The sequence below is a fragment of the Litorivita pollutaquae genome (assembly GCF_003205515.1).
Lineage (GTDB): Bacteria > Pseudomonadota > Alphaproteobacteria > Rhodobacterales > Rhodobacteraceae > Litorivita > Litorivita pollutaquae.
Genome location: NZ_KZ826483.1, coordinates 406,778 through 425,944, shown reverse-complemented (window position 1 = coordinate 425,944; position 19,167 = coordinate 406,778). Strand labels below are relative to the sequence as shown.

Sequence of the window (19,167 nt, the reverse complement as noted above, 5' to 3'; positions counted from 1 at the left end):
ATATTTTAGAAAGCAGAAAGGGGCGGCGTTTTTTGGCCGCCCCTTTCGTTGGGTCAGGGTGTTTTTGGGTTTAGCCGAAATCCGGCGCGCGGCCTTGCATGTTGGCGGCGATGACTTCCAACTGATCCTTGCCGCCAATAAGAGCGGCTTGCTCGCGGCTTTCCTCATGAAGCGCCAGCGTTTCATCCGCGGTTTCAGCCACAGTGATCAACCGTTTGGCGGCACGTATGGCCGACGGGCTTTTCGACGCAATCGTAGTGGCCAATGCCATGGCGGCTTCGGCCGGTGTATCATTGAGTTCCGTGACAAGGCCCCAGTCAAAGGCTTGCTGCGCGCCAACGGGTTCGGCGGTATAGGTCATGCGGCGGATCACATCGGTGCGGGTCAGATGCGGCAAGATTGCCATGCCGCCCATATCCGGCACGAGGCCCCATTTCATTTCCATAATCGCCAATTGTGTGTCGGGGTGGCAAATGCGGATATCGGCGCCCAACGCCAATTGGAAGCCCGCGCCAAAGGCGACGCCATGAACGGCCGCAATCACCGGCACTTCGATTTTGCGCCAGACCATGACAAGATGTTGAAAGTCGTTTGACGGGCCAAATGTGCGCGGCATGATGCGTGCGACGGGGTCTTCGCCGGCCAGTGTGGCGAAGGAGGCCACATCGAGACCGGCGCAAAAGGCACGGCCCTCACCACAGATGACAACGGCGCGGATATCATCGGTGGAGGCGAGAATTTGCTCGCCCGCCGCGATGATCGCCTGTGCCATATCCGGGTCAACGGCGTTCATTTTGTCGCCTCTTGTCAAGGTGACACGGGCGATATGATTTTCGATTGTAACGTCTACGCGGGCCATTTGTCTCTTTCCTCCGAAGGTTCGCTTGGCGACTGTGTGGATAGCCGCCCCGGAAATCCAGCCCAACGTGGCGGCACAGATGCAAGGCCGAATTTAAGCCGCCCTTTTGTGCCAAGCTTATCGCGCCGTTGTTCGGGGCCGAGATCAATGTCAAAACGCCGCGCGCGGCGGGATTTGATGCACCCCCGCCTGCGCAAAGCGGCATTATCCGCAAGATGCCACATGACGCCAGCGGCGCGTAACATCCGGCATATTGGCGCCTTGCTCCCCCTTCGTCACAATGCGGGGCATGAGGCGATGTGCTACCGCCTTGCCAGAGATGGAAGCTTGGGCTTATCTGGCGACATGGAAAAGATATATGCCCGTTACACCGCCCTCGTCGCCACTTTGCCCGCCTCGGTCCCCTTTGTCGGACCCGAAGTGCAGGAGCGTGCGCGCCACGCGCCGTTCGAGGCCCGGCTTGGGGCGAATGAAAACATCTTTGGCCCCGCGCCCCGCGCTGTGGCCGCCATGCAAGCCGCCGCGCATGAGATTTGGATGTATGCCGATTCCGAAAGCTATGATCTGCGCAGCGCATTGGCGGCGCATCTTGGGTGCGAGATGCACAATATCGTGGTCGGCGAAGGCATTGACGGGCTTTTGGGGTATTTGGTGCGACTGTTGGTCGAGGCCGGCGATGCGGTTGTCACCTCGGACGGCGCCTATCCGACGTTCAACTACCATGTCGCCGGGTTCGGCGGAACACTGCACAAAGTGCCCTATGCAGGCGATGCCGAAGACCTGCCTGCGCTGATCGACAAGGCGGCACAGGTGGGTGCGAAACTGATCTATTTCGCCAATCCCGACAATCCGATGGGCAGCTACACGCGCGGCGCGGATATCATCCGGGCACTTGACGCTTTGCCCGAAGGCTGCTTGCTGATCCTCGACGAGGCTTACGCCGAGTTTGCTCCCGCAGACGCCCTGCCAGATATTGCCATCGAGGATCCACGCATCATACGTATGCGGACCTTTTCCAAGGCCTACGGCATGGCAGGCGCGCGGATCGGATATGCGTTCGGGGCGACGGATATGATCCGCTCCTTTGACAAAGTCCGCAACCATTTTGGCATAAACCGCGCGGCGCAGGCCGGTGCATTGGCGGCGCTTGGGGATCAAGACTGGCTGACCCAGACCTGCGAAAAAGTCTCGCAAGCGCGCGCAGACATCAGCCGGATCGCAACCGAGAACGCCCTCACCGCGCTGCCCTCCGCGACAAATTTCGTTGCGGTGGATTGCGGCGCGGACGGCGATTTTGCCCGCCGGGTTCTGGCCGGTCTGGTGGCTCGCAACATCTTTGTGCGCATGCCCTTTGCCGCGCCGCAGGACCGATGCATTCGCGTCAGCTGCGGTCGCCCTGAAGACCTTGCGGCTTTCGCGCGCGCCCTTCCCGAAGCGCTCGCCCAAGCGCGCCGCTAAGGGCTAGATGCAGCACCCAGCATCCTGCGCCGGGGCGACGTTCTCCTCCTGCGAGGCATTGGAAATCACGGAGATCGCAGCGTCTAACCCGCCGCTTCCAAACGGGATGTCCAAAGCGGTAAAGCCTGCTTGCAGACTGCCGAGCAAGCCCAAAATCATATGCGGGTTGAGATGCCCCATATGGCCGATGCGAAAGAACCCTTCGCTTTTCGGATCCTCGGGCGTGTCCATGCCAAGACCAATGCCCAGCGTCACGCCCGCATGCCTCTCGCACCATTTGCGCAACCGCAGCCCGTTGCGTCCACCAAGCCCCAAAGCCGTTACCGCAGAGCTGCGCAAAGCTGGATCCGCCACGTTTAGCGTCAGCGGGCCGCCCTGTCCCCAAACCTCTGCTGCGGCCCAGATCGAGCGCGCCAAGGTCCGGTGACGGGCCCATACGTTTTCAAGCCCCTCCTCGGCCAACATATCCAAGGATTCTCGCAGCCCATACAGGTGATGCGTCGGTGCCGTACCGCCGAAATACTGATAAAAGGCATCTGGCTGACCGCGCGGGGTCCAATCCCAATAAAGGCTGACGCGCGGCACCTTCGCGCGCACGGCCTCGGCCTTCTCGGAATAGAACACAAAACTCAATCCGGGCGGCACCATAAGGCCCTTTTGGCTGGCCGCGACCATCACATCGACGCCCCACTCATCCATTTCGAACCGATCGCATCCCAAAGACGCGATGCAATCAACCATAAGCAGCGCCGGATGCCCCGCCCGATCCATAGCCGCACGCAGAGCTTTGATATCATTCAATATTGATGTTGAGGTATCCACGTGCGACGCCATCACGGCTGTGATCGGCGCCCCGCCTGCGGCCAAATCGGCGCGCAAGGCGGCCTCGACCCGCGCCGGGTCAATTGGCGCGGCGCGGCCAAAATCGATCATCTCGACCCCAATCCCCAATCCGCGTGCCACACCGGCCCATCCATGTCCGAACCGTCCGGTTGCCGGCATCAACACCCGCGCCCCTTCGAGAGCGATATTGGCCAGGGCCGCCTCCCATGCGCCATGCCCGTTTGCGACATAGATTGCCACGCGCCCGCCCGTGCGCGCCACACCCTTGAGGTCGGGAATCATCCCGTCGACCATCTCTTCGAGCGCCCCCTCATAAATGTTCGGCGCCGGACGGTGCATCGCCTGCAACACACGATCAGGCATCACCGACGGGCCGGGAATCGCGAGGTAAGGACGGCCGTGGGCAAGGGTCATTGGCGGATCTCCGGTAGATTGGGGCAGCTGAACGCATCGGCAAGCAGCGCCGGGCAAATCAATCATGCCCAGCATTAGCCTCAGAACGCGGGGCGTCAATCACTGCCGATACCGCATATGGGGTTCCCCGTGGTCCTACGGTGTCCCTTGGGGATAATGACCAAGCACTTGCGTGTGATACTTGCCCTTAGGCCCCCCAAAGCCTATTCATCGGCCAACCCAGCGGCTCCGCCCGCGCCCCAAACCGAAAGCCGCCCGACCTGTGAGCGAGTTTCCCAAAGGCCATAGCGCCCCTTCCCCCACGTCCGACCCGAATGCGGTCGCACCTGTCCCCACGGTGCAACTTTCGACGGCCACTGCCGCCCAAAATGGCGAAGAAACATCTGGCGTTTTGCTGCGCTGGCTCTGGCGCGGCTACCTGCGCTCGCGGCTGTGGCTGCTCTTGGCGGCGATGTTCTTCATGGCGCTCGAAGGCTCGATGCTGGGCGCTTTGGCGCGGGTCATGAAGCCGATGTTCGATCAGGTCTTTGTCGCCGGGGACGCCGATGCGCTGTGGTGGGTGGGGATGGCCATCCTATCGATTTTCATCATCCGCGCCGTCGCCTCGGTCGCGCAAAAATTCTTCCTTGCGCTGATCTCGCAAGGTTCTGCGGCGGATCTGCGCAAGGACCTTCTGGCGCGACTGATGCGTCTGGACGGCAGTTTTCACCAAACCCATCCGCCCGGTTTTTTGATCCAAAGGGTGCAAACCGATGTCGCCTCGATCAATCAGGTGTGGAACGCCATCATCACCGGCGCAGGTCGCGATGCGGTGGCCTTGGTGGTGCTTTTGGGTGTGGCGGTTTCGGTCGATTGGAAATGGACATTGGTGGCCTGCTTCGGCGCGCCAATTCTGGTGCTACCGTCGACCTTGGTGCAACGGTTCGTGCGTAAAAAATCACGCCGGGCCCGTGATTTAGGCGCAAAACTCGCCACCCGCCTGGACGAGGTCTTTCATGGTATTATCCCGATCAAATTGAACCGGCTCGAAGACTATCAAAGCCAACAATATGCCGCTCTGACCGATAAGTTGGTCCATACCGAAGTACGCGCCCAAGCCGGCGCAGCGACGATCCCTGCGATGATTGATATCATGGCGGGATTGGGATTTTTCGGCGTTCTGATTTTCGGCGGCGCCGAGATCATTGCCGGCGAGAAAACCGTCGGTGATTTCATGACATTCTTCACCGCCATCGGCCTTGCCTTTGAGCCTTTGCGCCGCCTTGGCGCGGTGTCGGGCACATGGCAGGTTGCCGCTGCGGGGCTCGAACGGGTCAAAGCCTTGATGGACGAAGTTCCGCGCGTCACCTCCCCCGAAGGCGGCAAACCCGCCCCCGAGGGCACGCCGCAAGTGGCCCTGCGCAATGTGGTATTGGATTACGGCGACGCGCGGGTTCTGGATGGGGCGACACTGACCGCAGAGGCGGGAAAAACCACCGCCCTTGTCGGGGCATCCGGCGCGGGGAAATCCACCGTTTTCAATCTCTTGACGCGGCTTGTTGATCCTGTCTCCGGCGATGTCGACATCGGCGGCACCTCAGCGCATGAAATGGACCTCGCAGAACTGCGCGGGCTGTATTCCGTGGTCAGTCAGGACGCGCTCCTCTTTGACGAAACCCTGCGCGAGAATATCCTGTTGGGCCGCGACGACGTCAGCGATGCACGCCTCAAAGAGGTGCTCGACGCCGCCCATGTCAGCGATTTCCTCGCCAAACTACCCCAAGGCCTCGACACGCCGGTCGGTCCGCGCGGATCGAACCTGTCGGGCGGGCAACGCCAACGTGTCGCCATCGCCCGTGCCCTGCTCCGCGACACGCCGATCCTCTTGCTGGACGAAGCGACATCTGCGCTTGATGCGCAATCGGAAAAGGTCGTGCAAGAGGCCTTGGACCGGCTTGCCAAAGGCCGCACCACATTGGTCATCGCGCACCGCCTGTCGACCGTGCATGGTGCCGATAAGATCGTGGTGATGGATCGTGGCCGCGTTGTCGACGAAGGCCGCCATGACGAGCTTTTGACCCGTGGCGGCATCTATGCAGATCTGCACGCGCTGCAATTCAAGACGAGCGGTCCTTCGGCCGATACGCGCGCGCAAGCCGCTGCGGATCAGCGCCGCAAAGAAAACGCAAAAGCAAAATCAGGTTCCGGCCCCCGCGGCGAAGGTAGCCTTCTGTCGCGTATCTTCGGGCGCTGGTTCTAACCACCGCCCCCAAGGGCCGCAAACGCGCCCGCCCCAACGCCCGCGCCATTGCAACATCCTCCATCAGAGGCATGTCGCCATATCCGCCCACGGCATCGTAGAGCGCGCGCGAGATCAGCAAACCCTGGTCGCCATAGGGCAATCCGAACCGGCGCGCGCGCAGGTTGGCCCAGCCCGCGACCAGACGCGGCGCAAGGCTCTTTGCGTCGAACGACAGATCAAAATACCCCGCCGCACCGCCGGCCCCCTCCATATGGGTCAAGGCCGCCGCGCTCCAGCCATCGGGCAACACCGTATCGGCATGCAGCACCATGAACCAATTGCCCGCCGCCGCAGCCGCACCGCGCCGCAATTGGCCGCCGCGCGAGGGCGCGCCCGTGACCCAAACCGCGCCCACTGCATCGCCGATGCGTTGGCTGTCGTCGGTGCTGCCGCCATCTGTGAGGATCACCTCGCGGATCACGCCTGCCTCCAGCCCCTCCATCAAGGCGGCAAGGCAGGCCGGCAAAGCCGCAGCGGCGTCGAGCACCGGTATGATCACGCTGATCGGGGCGCGCATGGCACTCTCCGTTGTTGCCAGTTCTGCGCGTTCCTATATGACATCCTTGCGCAGGACGGGAGTTGAAAATGACGGATGGACAATCTGCGGGCGGCAATCGCGCGCTTTACCAGATCACCGGCAAGGATGCCGAACATTTCTTGCAAGGGCTGATCAGCAATGACATTGCCCGCGCGACAGGCGGGCTGTGCTATGCGGCGATCTTGACACCGCAGGGCAAATATCTGGCGGATTTTTTCCTTACGGCGACCCCCGAGGGTTACCTTCTGGACGTGGATGCGGCGCTGGCACCGATGCTGGTCCAACGGCTGACCATGTATAAATTACGCGCTGATGTAACCATTGCGCCCGCACCGCTGCAGGTGTCGCGCGGCACCGGCCCCGCGCCCGCTGGTGCCCTCCCCGATCCGCGCGATCCGGCGCTTGGATGGAGGTTCTACGGGGCCGATGCGCAGCCCGATGATGGCACCGATTGGACCGATCTTTATGTGCAACATATGATTCCGCAAAGCGGCGTCGAATTGACCCCTGACAGCTATATCCTCGAAATGGGGTTTGAACGACTCGGCGGGGTGGATTTTCGCAAAGGTTGCTATGTCGGCCAGGAAGTGACCGCGCGGATGAAACATAAAACAGAACTGCGCAAAGGTTTGGCGAAGGTGCGTATCGACGGAAGCGCCCCGGTCGGCACGCCGATCATGGCGGGTGGCAAAGAGGCGGGCGCGCTCTTCACCCAATCGGGCAGCGCGGCTTTGGCCTACCTGCGGTTCGATCGTGCGGGCGGCGATATGGCGGCCGAGAGCGCACGTATCACCTACGCCAAATAAGCGCTAAACGCGAAACGCCCGCCTGCCACTTAGGCAAACGGGCGTTCACAATGCTGTGACTTAGCAAGATCCAAACATGCCGGCTTAGGCGCGCTCGGCATATTCCATTGTCTCGGTGTTCACGACGATATCCTCGTCATTTCCGACAAAGGGCGGCACCATGACTTTGATCCCGTTGTCGAGAATCGCGGGTTTGAAACTGTTGGCTGCGGTCTGGCCTTTGACCACCGGCTCGGTCTCGACAATCTTGCAGACCACCTTTTGCGGTAGCGTCGCATTGAGCGCCTCATCCTCGTGAAATTCCATCACGATGGTCATGCCATCTTGCAAAAACGGGCGGCGATCACCCAACAATTCCGCTGGCAATTCAACCTGATCAAAGGTTTCCGTGTCCATAAAGCTTAACATTCCGTCACTTTCGAACAGAAACTGCATATCTTTTTGTTCCAGACGCACGCGCTCGACCTTATCGGCACTACGAAAGCGTTCGTTCAATTTCGATCCGTTGCGCAGGTTGCGCAACTCGACCTGGGCAAAGGCACCGCCCTTGCCGGGCTTGACGTGATCGACTTTAACAGCGGCCCAAAGACCACCGTTATGCTCCAGCACATTACCGGGGCGAATTTCATTTCCGTTGATTTTTGGCATTATGGCAAAACCTGAGCAAAAGGTTGAACAAGACGTATCCGCCCCTATATCTGGGGGAGTGACCTATGGCAAGGCAACGAGATCTTGGTCAATTTTAGACAAGCCATGCATAAATTGCATAGAAGGCTTGCATCTGAGGCCTATTCGAATCGCTTCGAACGCGTCATAACCAGCGTCACGCCCGAAACACAAGACCAATAACAAAAGGACGAAACATGCGAGATTTCGTTGACGGCACGGCCTACAATAATGAACAGGGCAACCGTGCTCGTAAACTCTTTGCTGCCGTCGTATTGGCGGCACTTGATGATGCAATTGCTGATGACAAGAAATACGGAAATGGCCCCGAGCAGATCGCCCGTTGGGCGCGTTCGCGCGATGGCCGTGAGGTGCTTTCTTGTGCCGGAATCGACCCCAACGAACGGGTTGTGAGCGGTCTGATGGATTTTGTTGGCAAGGGTGTGCGCACCTCTGTCGCACTGTCACGCGAAGAAAGCGAACGTCGCACTGCGGCGTTGCAAGCCGAAGCAGCATAAAACCTTTCGCGCAAGCGAATTGTAAAAAAAAGCGCGTCCTTCTGCAGGGCGCGTTTTTTTGCGCCTGCCCTGACGGTCTTACGGCACACAGGGCTTTGCAAACCAAGGTTTTTGCAGCTAACACCAAGGCATTATCCCAAAGGTGAAGCGGCATGGCAAAGGCGATCATGATTCAGGGTGCAGGCTCGAACGTCGGCAAATCCATGTTGGTGGCCGGATTGGCGCGCGCCTATCTGCGCCGTGGGCTGTCCGTCGCCCCGTTCAAACCCCAGAATATGTCCAACAATGCCGCCGTGACGGCAGACGGCGGCGAAATAGGCCGTGCCCAAGCGCTGCAAGCCCGCGCGGCGCAGCGCAGGCCTCATACCGATATGAATCCGGTTCTGCTCAAACCCGAAAGCGATATTGGCGCGCAGGTCATCGTGCAAGGCAAACGGGTCAGCACCCTCAAGGCGCGCGATTATGCCAAAGCCAAACCACAATTATTGACGCCGGTACTACAGAGCTTTCACCGCCTTGCCGCCACCGCCGATCTGGTGATCATAGAGGGCGCAGGCAGCCCCGCCGAAATCAATTTGCGCGCAGGGGACATCGCCAATATGGGCTTTGCCGAGGCCGCGAACGTGCCGGTGATCTTGATCGGCGACATTGATCGCGGTGGGGTGATCGCCCAAATCGTAGGGACCAAATCCGTACTGCCGCCCGCCGATGCCGCGCGCATAAAAGCGTTTGCGATCAACAAGTTTCGCGGCGATGTGCGGCTGTTTGAGGACGGCCTTGTGGCAACTGCCGATCTATCGGGATGGGAGGCGCTTGGTGTGGTGCCTTGGTTCGAACAAAGCTGGCGCTTGCCCGCCGAGGATGTGATAGACATCGCGTCGCGCAAGGGCGGCGCATGTAAAATCGTCGTGCCACGGCTGTCGCGCATCGCCAATTTCGATGACCTCGACCCTCTTGCCGCCGAAGCGGATGTCACCATTGACATCATCGAGGCCGGCCGGCCCTTGCCGCTTGATGCCGATCTGGTTTTGATCCCCGGTAGCAAATCCACCATCGCCGATCTGGCGTATTTTCGCGCCCAAGGTTGGGACATCGACCTTGCCGCGATCATCCGGCGCGGCGGGCATGTGTTGGGCATCTGCGGCGGCTATCAGATGCTGGGCCGCGAAATCATTGATGCAGAGGGGATCGAAGGCCCCCCCTGCCGTGTCGCCGGTCTAGGCCATCTGGATATCACCACCGAAATGAAGCCGGAAAAGCGGCTGGCTCTGACCCGGGCGCGGGATCTACAAAGTAGTATGGCGGTGGAAGGGTATGAAATCCATATCGGCAGCACCCATGGGCCGGATTGCGCCCGCGCATGGCTCGAGATTGGCGAGGAAGCCCGCCGCGAGGGTGCGGCGGATGCGAGCGGACGGGTCAAAGGGTGTTACCTGCACGGGCTGTTCAGCGCTGACCGTTTCCGCGCGACCTATCTCGCCACACTCGGCGCGACCTCACAAATGCACTATGACGATGGGGTTGAAGAGGTGCTCGACGCGCTCGCAGATCACCTCGAAACGCATCTCGATCTTGATCGCCTATTGGCACTTGCAGAAACGGTCTAACCGTTTGGGGTAAAGCCTATTCCAGCGTCTGACTGGTCAGCGCACGGTGAATCTCTCGCCGCACCAGTTTGCGCACATTGCGCGTGATCCGTTCCCCTAACGCGCCCTGCAACTCTTGCCGGACGATCTCACTGATCATCTCGCGCAGAGCCTCTTCGTCCAAAAAGGCCTCGTCTTCGCCGGATGCGGTGGGCCTGTCGTCGTAATCATGCTCTGACGCCGCAGGATCTTTTGCATCCTCATCAAATTGCACCGGCGCGAACGGTTCAACATTTGTGGGCGCAGGTTCGGGGTCAGGCCCTGTGCCCCGTGCATCCTCTTCAGCCTGCACAAAATCGGGCTCTTGCTCGGCCACATGATCTTCCCATTGCAACGAGCTGTTCTCGGGGGTCAGGCTTTCGTCGCCGCCATCGGGTTCAAGGTCGGCGCTGTGCTGCCCGGCAACCGCCGCAGCCAAGGCCGCCACGCGAGCCCGCAGCAGCGGGTCAACCGCATCCTCATGGGCCGCCGCGGTATCATTGGCCGCCGCGGTATCATTGGCCAAAGCACTGTCGACAGATGAGACTTCATCCTCAACATCAAACCCTTCGACATGATCATCCACAGCCAATGCCGGATCCTGCTCCGGCTCCACCGCAATTTCAAAAGCCGGCACATCCGATTGCGATGCAACGGCTGCATCCGTGGCCATGTCCTCTTGAGCACTGCCCTGCCCCGCAGGAGTATCATCCGCCGCAAGCGCAGGCCCGGTTTCATCACCGGCACCGACCTCCGCATCTTCGGCATAATCGGCCAAGCGATGTTTGCCATCGAAGACAAAGGGATCATCGGCGCGAAACGCATTTTGCAACGCCGCCTCGGCCTTGTCCGATATGACGCCATGTTCGGCATCAACGTCGGCATCGGTTACCGCCACATCCGTATGACTGGTCGCCGGTTCCGTGGTTTCAGCCGCATCATTCCCCATCGCTGCAGGCGCGTCCGTCTCCGCCTGCGGTGCGGCATCGACCCGCAATGCTTCTGTCAGGACCAGACGCTCCGGTTGCGATTCTGTGACAGCCGAATGATCGGCCCGATCTTGCGGGTCAACCGGCTCCAACGTCGCCAAACGTTCAGGCGGCAGGTGCTTGCTCCAATCCAAATTCGGAACATCATCTGCGGCGTCCGCCTCGGGCGATGTAATCGCAGAAACCTCACCCAGCTGTGCGCGCTCGGCGGCCATTGCGGCTTCCGTCATGGGTGTTTGTGCGGCACCTTCCGGCCCGGGCTGTGCCGCCCGGCCCGCCCTAGGATCGGTGGCCAAAGCCTGCGTGCCGCGCGCAGTTTTGCCCGCCTCGCCAGAAACAAGACGACGGATCGACGACAGAACATCTTCGATTTCGATATTGGTAACCGGATCGGACATAATTTGCACCACTCTTGCCTTCGGGTCATGTTACCCGCACGTCAGGATTCTCACAACCGCCGCTGCAAATGCTATCCGCGAAATTTTAATTTTTCCCAATCGCCCGCAGAACACGGTCAAGATCACGGCCCTGTTGCGACAAACCTGCCGGTGCCGATTGCACTTTGTTATAATAATCGGCGGGATCATATTCCTGAATCCCGAGGCGCAGCGCCGTGGCGGTCAGCGCGCCAATACGCGCCAAAACCGAATAGGCCGCAACCTGTTCATCGACCACGGCAGAGATCAACGAAGCCTGTGCATCCAACAATTCTTGTTCGGCGTTGAGCACATCCAATGTGGTGCGTGCGCCCAATGTTGCCTCTTCACGCACACCGCGGAAGGCCACCCGCGCGGCACGCACTTGCAAGATGCCGGATTCGCGGCTGGCGCGGGCGACTTGCAAGCCGGCGAATGCGTCGGCGGCGCTCTGCGCAAGATCTTGGCGCGTGATATGCAAAGAGGCGCGCGCTTGATCGCGCTGCGCCATCGCGGCACGTTGCAAGGAGGACAACCGCCCGCCTTGATAAAGCGGCTGTGCCACCCCGAGCGAAACCGAACCGCCGGTGCTTTCGACCGCAGAGCCGAAGGTGCCGTTTTTGCCATAGCTTGCTTCAAGATTAACCTGAGGCTTAAGCGCGGCATCGGCCACCGCCACGTTCAGTTCGGATTGCCGGACACCGTGTTGCGCGGCAATCATCAACGGATGATTGCGGGTCGCCAGAGCCTTGGCCTCTTCCATGCTTGAAACCGTTTTGGGAACGGCGGGGGGCTGCGACAGGTTGCCCGGCTTATGGCCGACAACGTTCGCATATAAGTTTTGCGCCTGCATCAACGCGCCCCGCGCGGCGGACAATCCGGATTGCGCGGCCGCAAGACGGGCCTCGGCAAGGCTCACATCGGTGCGCGTCACTTCGCCGACTTCAAACCGGTCACGCGCGGCGCGCAATTCTTCGCGGATCAAACGCAGGTTGTTCTGTCGCAAATTGACGACTTCATACTGGCGGCGCACTTCCATAAAGGCGCTGACAGCATTGAGCAAAACGATCTGCTCGGCATTGATCAACTGTTGCCGCGTTTGCAAAACGGCTTCTTTGGCCAGGGCGACGTTGAGCTTGTTCTTGCCACCGGCATAGAGCGCCAATTGCGCGGTGATCCCCATCGACCCCGTGTTGCTTACGGTGCCGCCAGAGACCAAAACATTGCTTTGGATCGAGGTGCCTTCGCCATAATTATGGGCGACGCCGGCAGAAAACGACAGAACCGGTCGCAGCGCCGAAACCGCTTGCGCCACGCCCTCATCGGCGGCGCGCAGCACGGCACGATTTTGCTCCAAAAGACCGGAGTGCTTATAGGCGCTGACCATCGCATCCGCGAGCGTTTCGGCCCGTGCCCCTGCGGAGGTCGAAACCCCTATTACCAAAGCCAAAGCCACCGCACCGGCAAACCGCAGTGGCTTGGTTGTTCCATAACGCATCGCGCGCTTAAATTGCAAAGGCATCTGCCCTGCTCCCTCTGTCATATCAGGAGGACGCACATGGCGCGCCTCAATACCTTTCGCTTCCACGTTTCGCATCCGTTAGGGTGCCCGTGATTACAACGCGAAAGCCTGCTCTTGTTCAAATCCGGCCAAAACCGGTGCCGTTGCATTGAATGCAAACCGCCAGCTGATCTTGCCGTCGATCTTATATCCGATCCGCGCGACACCAAGGTTACCCTCCATGAAAATCGCGCCGATCCGGCCGCCTTCTTTGAGTTGGTCCAAAATCGTATCAGGTAGAACCGCGACGCCCCCCTGTATCACGATGACATCGTAGGGTCCGTGTTCTGCCGCACCCTGCACCAGCGGGCCGCATTGCGACACGACGTTATCCACACCGCTCTGTCCCAAGGCGGCCTGCATGTCCTTGCACAGCACCTCATCCTCTTCCAAGGCGACGACGGCTTCTGCCATATGCGCAATGATCGCAGAAGAATATCCAAGGCCGCTGCCAATATCGAGCACCAGCTCGCTGGGTTGAATATCGAGGCCGTCGAGCATTTTCGCCAGCACCCTCGGATCCAGAACCACGCGCCCCTCGGGGCCAAGCAGAATGTTTTCGCCAACATAGGCGGCTTCACGTGCCTCTGCCGGAACGAATTCCTCACGCGCGACATCAAGCATCGCATCGATCACTGGAAATTTCGTCACATCGGAGGGGCGAATTTGAGTGTCAACCATCATGGTCCGGCGGGCGTTATAGTCTGTCATTTACTAAACTCATCCGTTCAGATTCCCTAAGCCCCCTATGTGCCATAGAAGCCCAGCCACGGCAACGGGTTAGACCGCGAAAACCCTGGCCTTGGCGCAAACACCGCACACCCCGACCATCATCGCTAAAAATTCTCAGTAAAATCAAGTTATCTGCCCCTGCCCGCCCCTTTCTCGGACCAAGGGGAAACCACGCTGAACCGTATTTTGGGATCTATGCCCCCCGGGGGTTTGCCTGACCTTTCTATCCCCCTATCGGTGATGCGAGTGCAACCAGCTCAGACCGCACATCATCACCGGAACACCAAACACCCGTTGAAGCGCGCTCTCGCGGCTTGCAGGGCAAATCACTGCCGGCGGTGGATGAGCGCTTGAGCAATATGCGGGCTCCGCGCCCGGCGCGCTTGCCCAAACCGAAACCGATGAATATGAAACCCAGACCCGCAGACTCTCATTATGGCAGACTCTCATTATGAATGAGGGAGCCTCAGGGGGCAGGTCACAGACATTCTCATTGTGAAGTCAAAGTTCGACAATGGTGCGTCAAAAATTGTATTCAGAACAAATATGAAATCTATAATTGTGACGGCTGATGCTAAAATTTATTCTAAGATCTGCGTTTCGGTCGATCGAAGCGAGCTTTAATACGCCGGAACGCATAGGCGCACGCGGCGAACGTCAGGTCCACAAAGCTCTGACGTCGATCTTAGATGAGAACGAGTATCGCGTTTTGTCGGATCTAACTCTACCTGAAGTGGGCGCACTTTTCTGACGAAGGATTCGACTTCACGCAGGGCAAAACCGACAAGCCGCTGTGGATCCCACTTACCGTCCGCCTGAAAGCTCATCTCGACGGGCTCGCACGAACGGACAGCACTGTTGTGACCGACGCTAAGGGGCGACCAGTGAGCTATCGGATCATTGCGGAGGAAATGCGTGCCATCAAAAAGAAGATGAAGCACGAGAAGGCGAGCTACTACAAAACCCACGGGCTCAGGAAAAATGCGACGATCGAGCTGTATCTGGCTGGATGTGATGACGAGATGGTCAAGGCTGTCACCAGGCACTCAGGCATTGAGATGCTGAAAAAATACGGCGGGCCGATCCGGCAAAGGGAGCTCGCGAAGCGCGCTCAAGAGGTGAGAAATCAAATGGAACGAAGCAAGAGCGAAACGTGAAAGTTTCAACGGTTGTTTCAAAAATGGCAGTGAAGGAGAGGTAGGATGACGCAAGTCATTGATTTTATTGGAGGCGAGTACCGGAATCGAACCGGTGTACACGGATTTGCAATCCGCTGCGTAACCACTCCGCCAACTCGCCGAGCCCTGTGGTCGTCGCTCTTTAGCGGGACGGTTCGAGGGATGCAACCCCTGTGCGACGTCGTCTGGGGCACATTCTTATATGGTTTAAGCCGCGCCGTTTGCGCTCGTTGATTACCGCACCCGTCGTGGCATGGTAGCGCATTGCGGATCCATCTGCCCGGCCAAGGGCGTGCTGTGTTGGATATGGTGCAACACCTGAAGCAACGTTTGCCTGTATGTCTACTGCACCACTATTCTTGCCACCGAAGAAGCGTTTCAGCTTGGCCAAGCCCCGGAGTGGTATCTGCGCGTGCTAGATCAGGCGAACGGGTCGGCGCGCGCCTGGGTCTCACCGGTGCCAGCGTCACGCCGAAAAGATGGCTTGCATCGTCCCTATCCGCGCGGCGATAGTTTGGCGTATGAAATCAAAGGTCAAGCCATTCCCATGATCCGCCGCACCCTTGCCTTGCTCTGCCGCGCAGCTCTGGTGGCCTCTTTGCTGTCACCCTTAGGCGCGCGCGCCACGGTCGCAGAAGTTCCGCGCATCACCGTGTTTGCCGCCGCCAGCCTGATGACCGCTCTGGACGAGGTGGCGCGCGCCTATGAGGCGCAAAGCGACAGCAACATCACCCTATCCTTCGCAGGCTCCTCAACCCTTGCCCAACAAATCCGCCTCGGTGCGCCTGCCGATCTGTTCATCTCCGCCAATACGGCATGGATGGACCGGATCGACGCCGAAGACCGGATTGCGCCCGGCACCCGCTTTGACCTGCTTGGCAATCAAATGGTGTTGGTCGCGCCCGCCGGTCATGCGCCGGTAACGATCGACGAGAACCTAGATCTCGAATCGCTGCTAAAGGGAGGGCGGTTGGCGATGGCCCTTGTGAACGCCGTGCCCGCCGGCATCTATGGCAAAGCCGCGCTAGAGCATTTCGGCCTTTGGGACAGCATCGCGCCACAGGTCGCTCAAACCGATAATGTGCGCGCCGCTCTGGCTTTGGTCGCCGCAGGGGCTGCACCGCTCGGCATCACCTACGCCACCGACGCCGCCGCCGACCCACGGGTGACTGTGATCGCCACGTTCCCAGTGGCCGCGCATCCCGCCATCACCTACCCCGCCGCCGCGTTGAACGACCGCCCCGACACATTGGATTTTCTCGCCTACCTACGCAGCGCCGCAGCCCACGCCGTCTTCATGCGGCACGGGTTCAGCAGGGCAGAGCAATAACATATGGATTGGCTTGGTCCCGAAGAATGGCACGCCGTTGCGCTTTCACTCAAGGTCTCGTTTTGGGCGACGCTGCTGTCGCTGCCTTTTGGTATCTGGATCGCTTATATCCTCGCGCGCAAAAACTTCATTGGCAAACAGCTACTCAATGGGCTGGTGCATCTGCCGCTGGTCCTGCCCCCCGTAGTGACCGGCTATTTGCTGCTTATGGGCTTTGGCCCGCGCGGCCCCTTTGGCATTGCCCTCGACCAGATCGGGGCAAGCATCGCCTTTCGCTGGACCGGGGCGGCATTGGCCGCCGCCATCATGGGCTTTCCCTTGATGGTGCGGGCTATTCGCCTATCCATCGAAGCCGTTGATCCGAAACTAGAGGCCGCCGCCGCCACGCTTGGTGCGCGCAAATCCATGGTCTTTGCCACCGTCACCTTGCCTCTGATCACGCCGGGCCTACTCACCGGCACGATCCTCGGCTTTGCCAAGGCCATGGGGGAGTTCGGGGCAACCATCACCTTTGTTTCGAATATCCCCGGACAAACCCAAACCCTGCCTTCGGCGATCTACAGCTTTTTGCAGGTGCCCGATGGTGAATCCGCCGCGCTGCGTCTGGTGTTGATCTCGGTCGCCATCGCAATGACGGCGTTGCTCGCCTCCGAAATTCTGGCGCGCCGATTGGCCAAACGGGTGGCGGGATCATGAGCCTTTCGGTTTCTCTTAATCACCGCCTGGGCGCCTTCACGCTCGATGCACAATTTGATGCGCCGCAAGGGCTGACCGTGCTCTACGGCCCCTCGGGATCGGGCAAAACCACGATCATCAACGCCGTGGCCGGATTGCTACGCCCCGATCATGCCAAGATCACAGTCGACGGGGTCACATTAGCCGATACGGGCACGGATAGCACCGCGCAGCCCGAGATCGGCGCACGGCGCACTGCAAGGCGCGGCATCTGGTTGCCCCCGCACCGTCGCCGCATCGGATATGTCTTTCAAGACGCGCGGCTTTTTCCACATCTCTCGGTGCGCGGAAACCTGCGCTATGGTGCATGGTTCGCTCCCAAAACGGCCATAAAACCGAACATGGACGAGATCACCGAGATGCTCGGCATCGGTCATCTTCTGGGCCGCCGCCCTGCGGGCCTATCGGGAGGGGAACGTCAACGTGTTGCCATTGGCCGTGCGCTTTTGGCCGCGCCACAGATGATCCTCGCCGATGAACCTTTGGCGGCGTTGGATCAAGCGCGCAAGGATGAAATTCTGCCCTACTTCGAGCGGCTCCGTGATGCGCTGACACTCCCGATCCTTTACGTCAGCCACGCCCCCAGCGAGGTCGCGCGATTGGCTACAACGGTGGTTGCACTTGATGCCGGCAAGGTCCTGCGCGCCGGCCCCGCCGCGCAGGTTCTGGGCGATCCGGAAGTCACCCCGATGGGGCCACGCGCGGCAGGCGCGATGATTGAAACGCGCATCATTGCGCATCACGCCGATGGCCTCACCGAACTTGCCATGGGCGATTTGCGCCTGTTGGTACCGCGTGCGGGTGGCCGGGTTGGCACCCCCTTGCGCGTCCATATCGAGGCCCAAGACGTGATGATTGCCACCCGTCGCCCCGACGGGATTTCGGCGCTCAACGTTCTGCCGGCCACGGTGCGCGAAATCCGCATCGGTCAAGGCCCCGGCGCATTGGTGCAACTGGATGCTGATGGTCATATCATTCTTGCCCGCGTCACCCGGCGTTCGGTGAAAAATCTCGGCCTATGTGCAGGCCAAAAGGTGTTTGCGATACTCAAGGCCGTCTCGGTCGCCAAGGCCAGCATAACCGGATAACAGCTTGCCCTCGAAAGACAATTTACACCTATGAGGCGGAATGTTGGCCCGAATACTGAGGGCCGCGCGGCGATCTGACCCCGCGCAGATAACACACCACCCCCTAATCAACCTACAGTGCTGCGGCCATTGGTTTTCCAAAGAACATCACCGCGCCCATCGGATCATGAGACAGGCGCAAAACTCTATTCCTTTGCGATATGAGGACGTTTCACCGACACCATGGACAATGGCAGACGTGCGGCAGGCATGAGCAACCATGGCCGTCGATCCGGTGCAGGGTTCAGGTCCGTTCCGATCACCTCCGCCACCCCATTGCTCAACAATATGCTCAAGCTACAATGCCCGTCGCCCATCTGTCCTGCGCAATCGCGCCCTAGCGCTGAACGGCCAATAGCCCCTTGATCGCCATGCTCCGGCATGGAAATCAGTGAATTCTCCGAAATAGTATGGTTATCGCAAGTAAATATGTAATTTACGTGCACAAGTGATCAAATTTTGATGTATAATGGAAATTAATACCGCGCAATATTTCATCCTTTCCCAGGCGATATCGACAAAATTCAACGGGCCACTGGCTTCACTTCGTCATGCTGGCTATGGTCGGGCAAACACCGTTCGATGGGATCATTCGAGCCATGTATCAGCTGACCACCAAACAACCGCCTTTGTCGATCAAAGGCACGGGCAAAAGCGAGCTTCGCACCCAATTTGCCGCCCTTCCATACCGCATCAAAGACGGTAAACTACAGGTCATGATCATCACCTCCCGCGGCAGCGGGCGTTGGATATTACCCAAGGGCTGGCCCATGCATGACCGTACCCCTGCGGCAGCTGCAGCGCGCGAAGCATGGGAAGAAGCGGGGGTAAAAGGCAGCGGACCGGATCATAGCATCGGGCTCTATTCCTATGAAAAACTTATGGGAAATGGCAACCGGCATCGGTGTATTGTCGTTGTTTACCCATTACGGGTGAAATCCCAGGCGGCAGTGTTTCCAGAAGCAGGGCAACGCAAGCGCCGATGGTTGAGCCCGAAGAAAGCCGCACGCAAAGTACGCGAACCCGAACTGGCACAGTTGATCGCGCGGTTTCGCCCGAAAGACCGACATTAAGCTTGCGCGCTACGCGGC

At 59.6% G+C, this 19,167-nt stretch carries 16 protein-coding genes, 1 tRNA gene and 1 pseudogene; 10 read left to right on the top strand and 8 right to left on the bottom strand.

Annotation, left to right across the window (positions count from 1 at the left end):
* Window positions 1-70: 70 nt before the first annotated feature.
* Window positions 71-859, bottom strand: coding sequence for a crotonase/enoyl-CoA hydratase family protein (locus DI396_RS08540; protein WP_110795748.1), 789 nt, complete (start codon window positions 857-859; stop codon window positions 71-73).
* A 345-nt stretch (window positions 860-1,204) separates the two neighbouring features.
* Here DI396_RS08540 and DI396_RS08535 point away from each other — a divergent pair, with 345 nt between their 5' ends.
* Window positions 1,205-2,317: a pyridoxal phosphate-dependent aminotransferase gene (locus DI396_RS08535; protein ID WP_110795747.1), complete on the top strand. Its 1,113-nt coding sequence runs from the start codon at window positions 1,205-1,207 to the stop codon at window positions 2,315-2,317.
* Between the two features lie 3 nt (window positions 2,318-2,320).
* Here DI396_RS08535 and DI396_RS08530 read toward each other — a convergent pair whose 3' ends face one another.
* Window positions 2,321-3,574 carry a pyridoxal-phosphate-dependent aminotransferase family protein gene (locus DI396_RS08530; RefSeq protein ID WP_110795814.1) on the bottom strand — a complete coding sequence of 418 codons (1,254 nt, stop codon included), beginning with the start codon at window positions 3,572-3,574 and terminating at the stop codon, window positions 2,321-2,323.
* Between the two features lie 337 nt (window positions 3,575-3,911).
* On the opposite strand from DI396_RS08530, the gene DI396_RS08525 reads away from it, so the two are divergent.
* A complete protein-coding gene (locus DI396_RS08525; RefSeq protein WP_235851798.1) occupies window positions 3,912-5,813 on the top strand; it encodes an ABC transporter ATP-binding protein in 1,902 nt (633 codons plus the stop codon).
* On the opposite strand, the pseudogene DI396_RS08520 reads toward DI396_RS08525, so the two are convergent.
* Window positions 5,755-6,372 (bottom strand): annotated as a pseudogene (locus tag DI396_RS08520) (TIGR04283 family arsenosugar biosynthesis glycosyltransferase); the annotation flags it as partial. The gene DI396_RS08525 and the pseudogene DI396_RS08520 overlap by 59 nt on opposite strands.
* A 68-nt stretch (window positions 6,373-6,440) precedes the next feature.
* Here DI396_RS08520 and ygfZ point away from each other — a divergent pair.
* The gene (gene ygfZ, locus DI396_RS08515; protein WP_110795745.1) at window positions 6,441-7,199 is read left to right on the top strand and encodes a CAF17-like 4Fe-4S cluster assembly/insertion protein YgfZ; all 759 of its coding nucleotides are present in this window, start codon (window positions 6,441-6,443) and stop codon (window positions 7,197-7,199) included.
* 84 nt (window positions 7,200-7,283) lie between these two features.
* Here the strand turns inward: ygfZ and efp are convergent, their stop codons facing one another.
* Window positions 7,284-7,847 (bottom strand): elongation factor P, encoded by a 564-nt coding sequence (gene efp, locus DI396_RS08510; RefSeq protein WP_110795744.1) that lies wholly within the window; start codon window positions 7,845-7,847, stop codon window positions 7,284-7,286.
* Window positions 7,848-8,062: 215 nt separating this feature from the next.
* Here efp and DI396_RS08505 point away from each other — a divergent pair, with 215 nt between their 5' ends.
* Both DI396_RS08505 and DI396_RS08500 read left to right on the top strand, forming a co-directional pair.
* Complete coding sequence (locus DI396_RS08505) at window positions 8,063-8,383, top strand: DUF6280 family protein (RefSeq protein WP_110795743.1); 321 nt, start codon at window positions 8,063-8,065, stop codon at window positions 8,381-8,383.
* Between the two features lie 152 nt (window positions 8,384-8,535).
* Window positions 8,536-9,990, top strand: a complete 1,455-nt coding sequence (locus tag DI396_RS08500) for a cobyric acid synthase (RefSeq protein ID WP_110795742.1) — start codon at window positions 8,536-8,538, stop codon at window positions 9,988-9,990.
* 16 nt (window positions 9,991-10,006) lie between these two features.
* Here DI396_RS08500 and DI396_RS08495 read toward each other — a convergent pair whose 3' ends face one another.
* The 3 genes from DI396_RS08495 to DI396_RS08485 all read right to left on the bottom strand — a co-directional run bounded on the left by DI396_RS08495 (window position 10,007) and on the right by DI396_RS08485 (window position 13,685).
* Entirely contained in the window at window positions 10,007-11,395 is a 1,389-nt protein-coding gene (locus DI396_RS08495) for a hypothetical protein (RefSeq protein ID WP_110795741.1), read from the bottom strand.
* Window positions 11,396-11,480: 85 nt separating this feature from the next.
* Window positions 11,481-12,935: a TolC family outer membrane protein gene (locus tag DI396_RS08490; protein ID WP_235851789.1), complete on the bottom strand. Its 1,455-nt coding sequence runs from the start codon at window positions 12,933-12,935 to the stop codon at window positions 11,481-11,483.
* Window positions 12,936-13,028: 93 nt separating this feature from the next.
* Complete coding sequence (locus tag DI396_RS08485; RefSeq protein WP_110795740.1) at window positions 13,029-13,685, bottom strand: protein-L-isoaspartate O-methyltransferase family protein; 657 nt, start codon at window positions 13,683-13,685, stop codon at window positions 13,029-13,031.
* A 749-nt stretch (window positions 13,686-14,434) separates the two neighbouring features.
* Between DI396_RS08485 and DI396_RS08475 the strand changes: the two genes are divergently transcribed.
* Window positions 14,435-14,863 carry a tyrosine-type recombinase/integrase gene (locus DI396_RS08475; RefSeq protein ID WP_328588339.1) on the top strand — a complete coding sequence of 143 codons (429 nt, stop codon included), beginning with the start codon at window positions 14,435-14,437 and terminating at the stop codon, window positions 14,861-14,863.
* Window positions 14,864-14,931: 68 nt separating this feature from the next.
* Here DI396_RS08475 and DI396_RS08470 read toward each other — a convergent pair.
* A tRNA-Cys gene (locus DI396_RS08470) sits at window positions 14,932-15,005 on the bottom strand.
* Window positions 15,006-15,431: 426 nt separating this feature from the next.
* Between DI396_RS08470 and modA the strand changes: the two genes are divergently transcribed.
* From modA to DI396_RS08445, 4 genes are all read left to right on the top strand, one after another.
* Complete coding sequence (gene modA, locus DI396_RS08465; protein WP_110795812.1) at window positions 15,432-16,214, top strand: molybdate ABC transporter substrate-binding protein; 783 nt, start codon at window positions 15,432-15,434, stop codon at window positions 16,212-16,214.
* A gap of 3 nt (window positions 16,215-16,217) precedes the next feature.
* Complete coding sequence (gene modB / locus DI396_RS08460; RefSeq protein ID WP_110795738.1) at window positions 16,218-16,910, top strand: molybdate ABC transporter permease subunit; 693 nt, start codon at window positions 16,218-16,220, stop codon at window positions 16,908-16,910.
* Window positions 16,907-18,037: a molybdenum ABC transporter ATP-binding protein gene (gene modC / locus DI396_RS08455; protein WP_110795737.1), complete on the top strand. Its 1,131-nt coding sequence runs from the start codon at window positions 16,907-16,909 to the stop codon at window positions 18,035-18,037. The genes modB and modC overlap by 4 nt, the downstream gene beginning before the upstream one ends.
* A gap of 638 nt (window positions 18,038-18,675) precedes the next feature.
* Entirely contained in the window at window positions 18,676-19,149 is a 474-nt protein-coding gene (locus DI396_RS08445) for an NUDIX hydrolase (RefSeq protein WP_110795811.1), read from the top strand.
* Window positions 19,150-19,167: the final 18 nt, after the last annotated feature.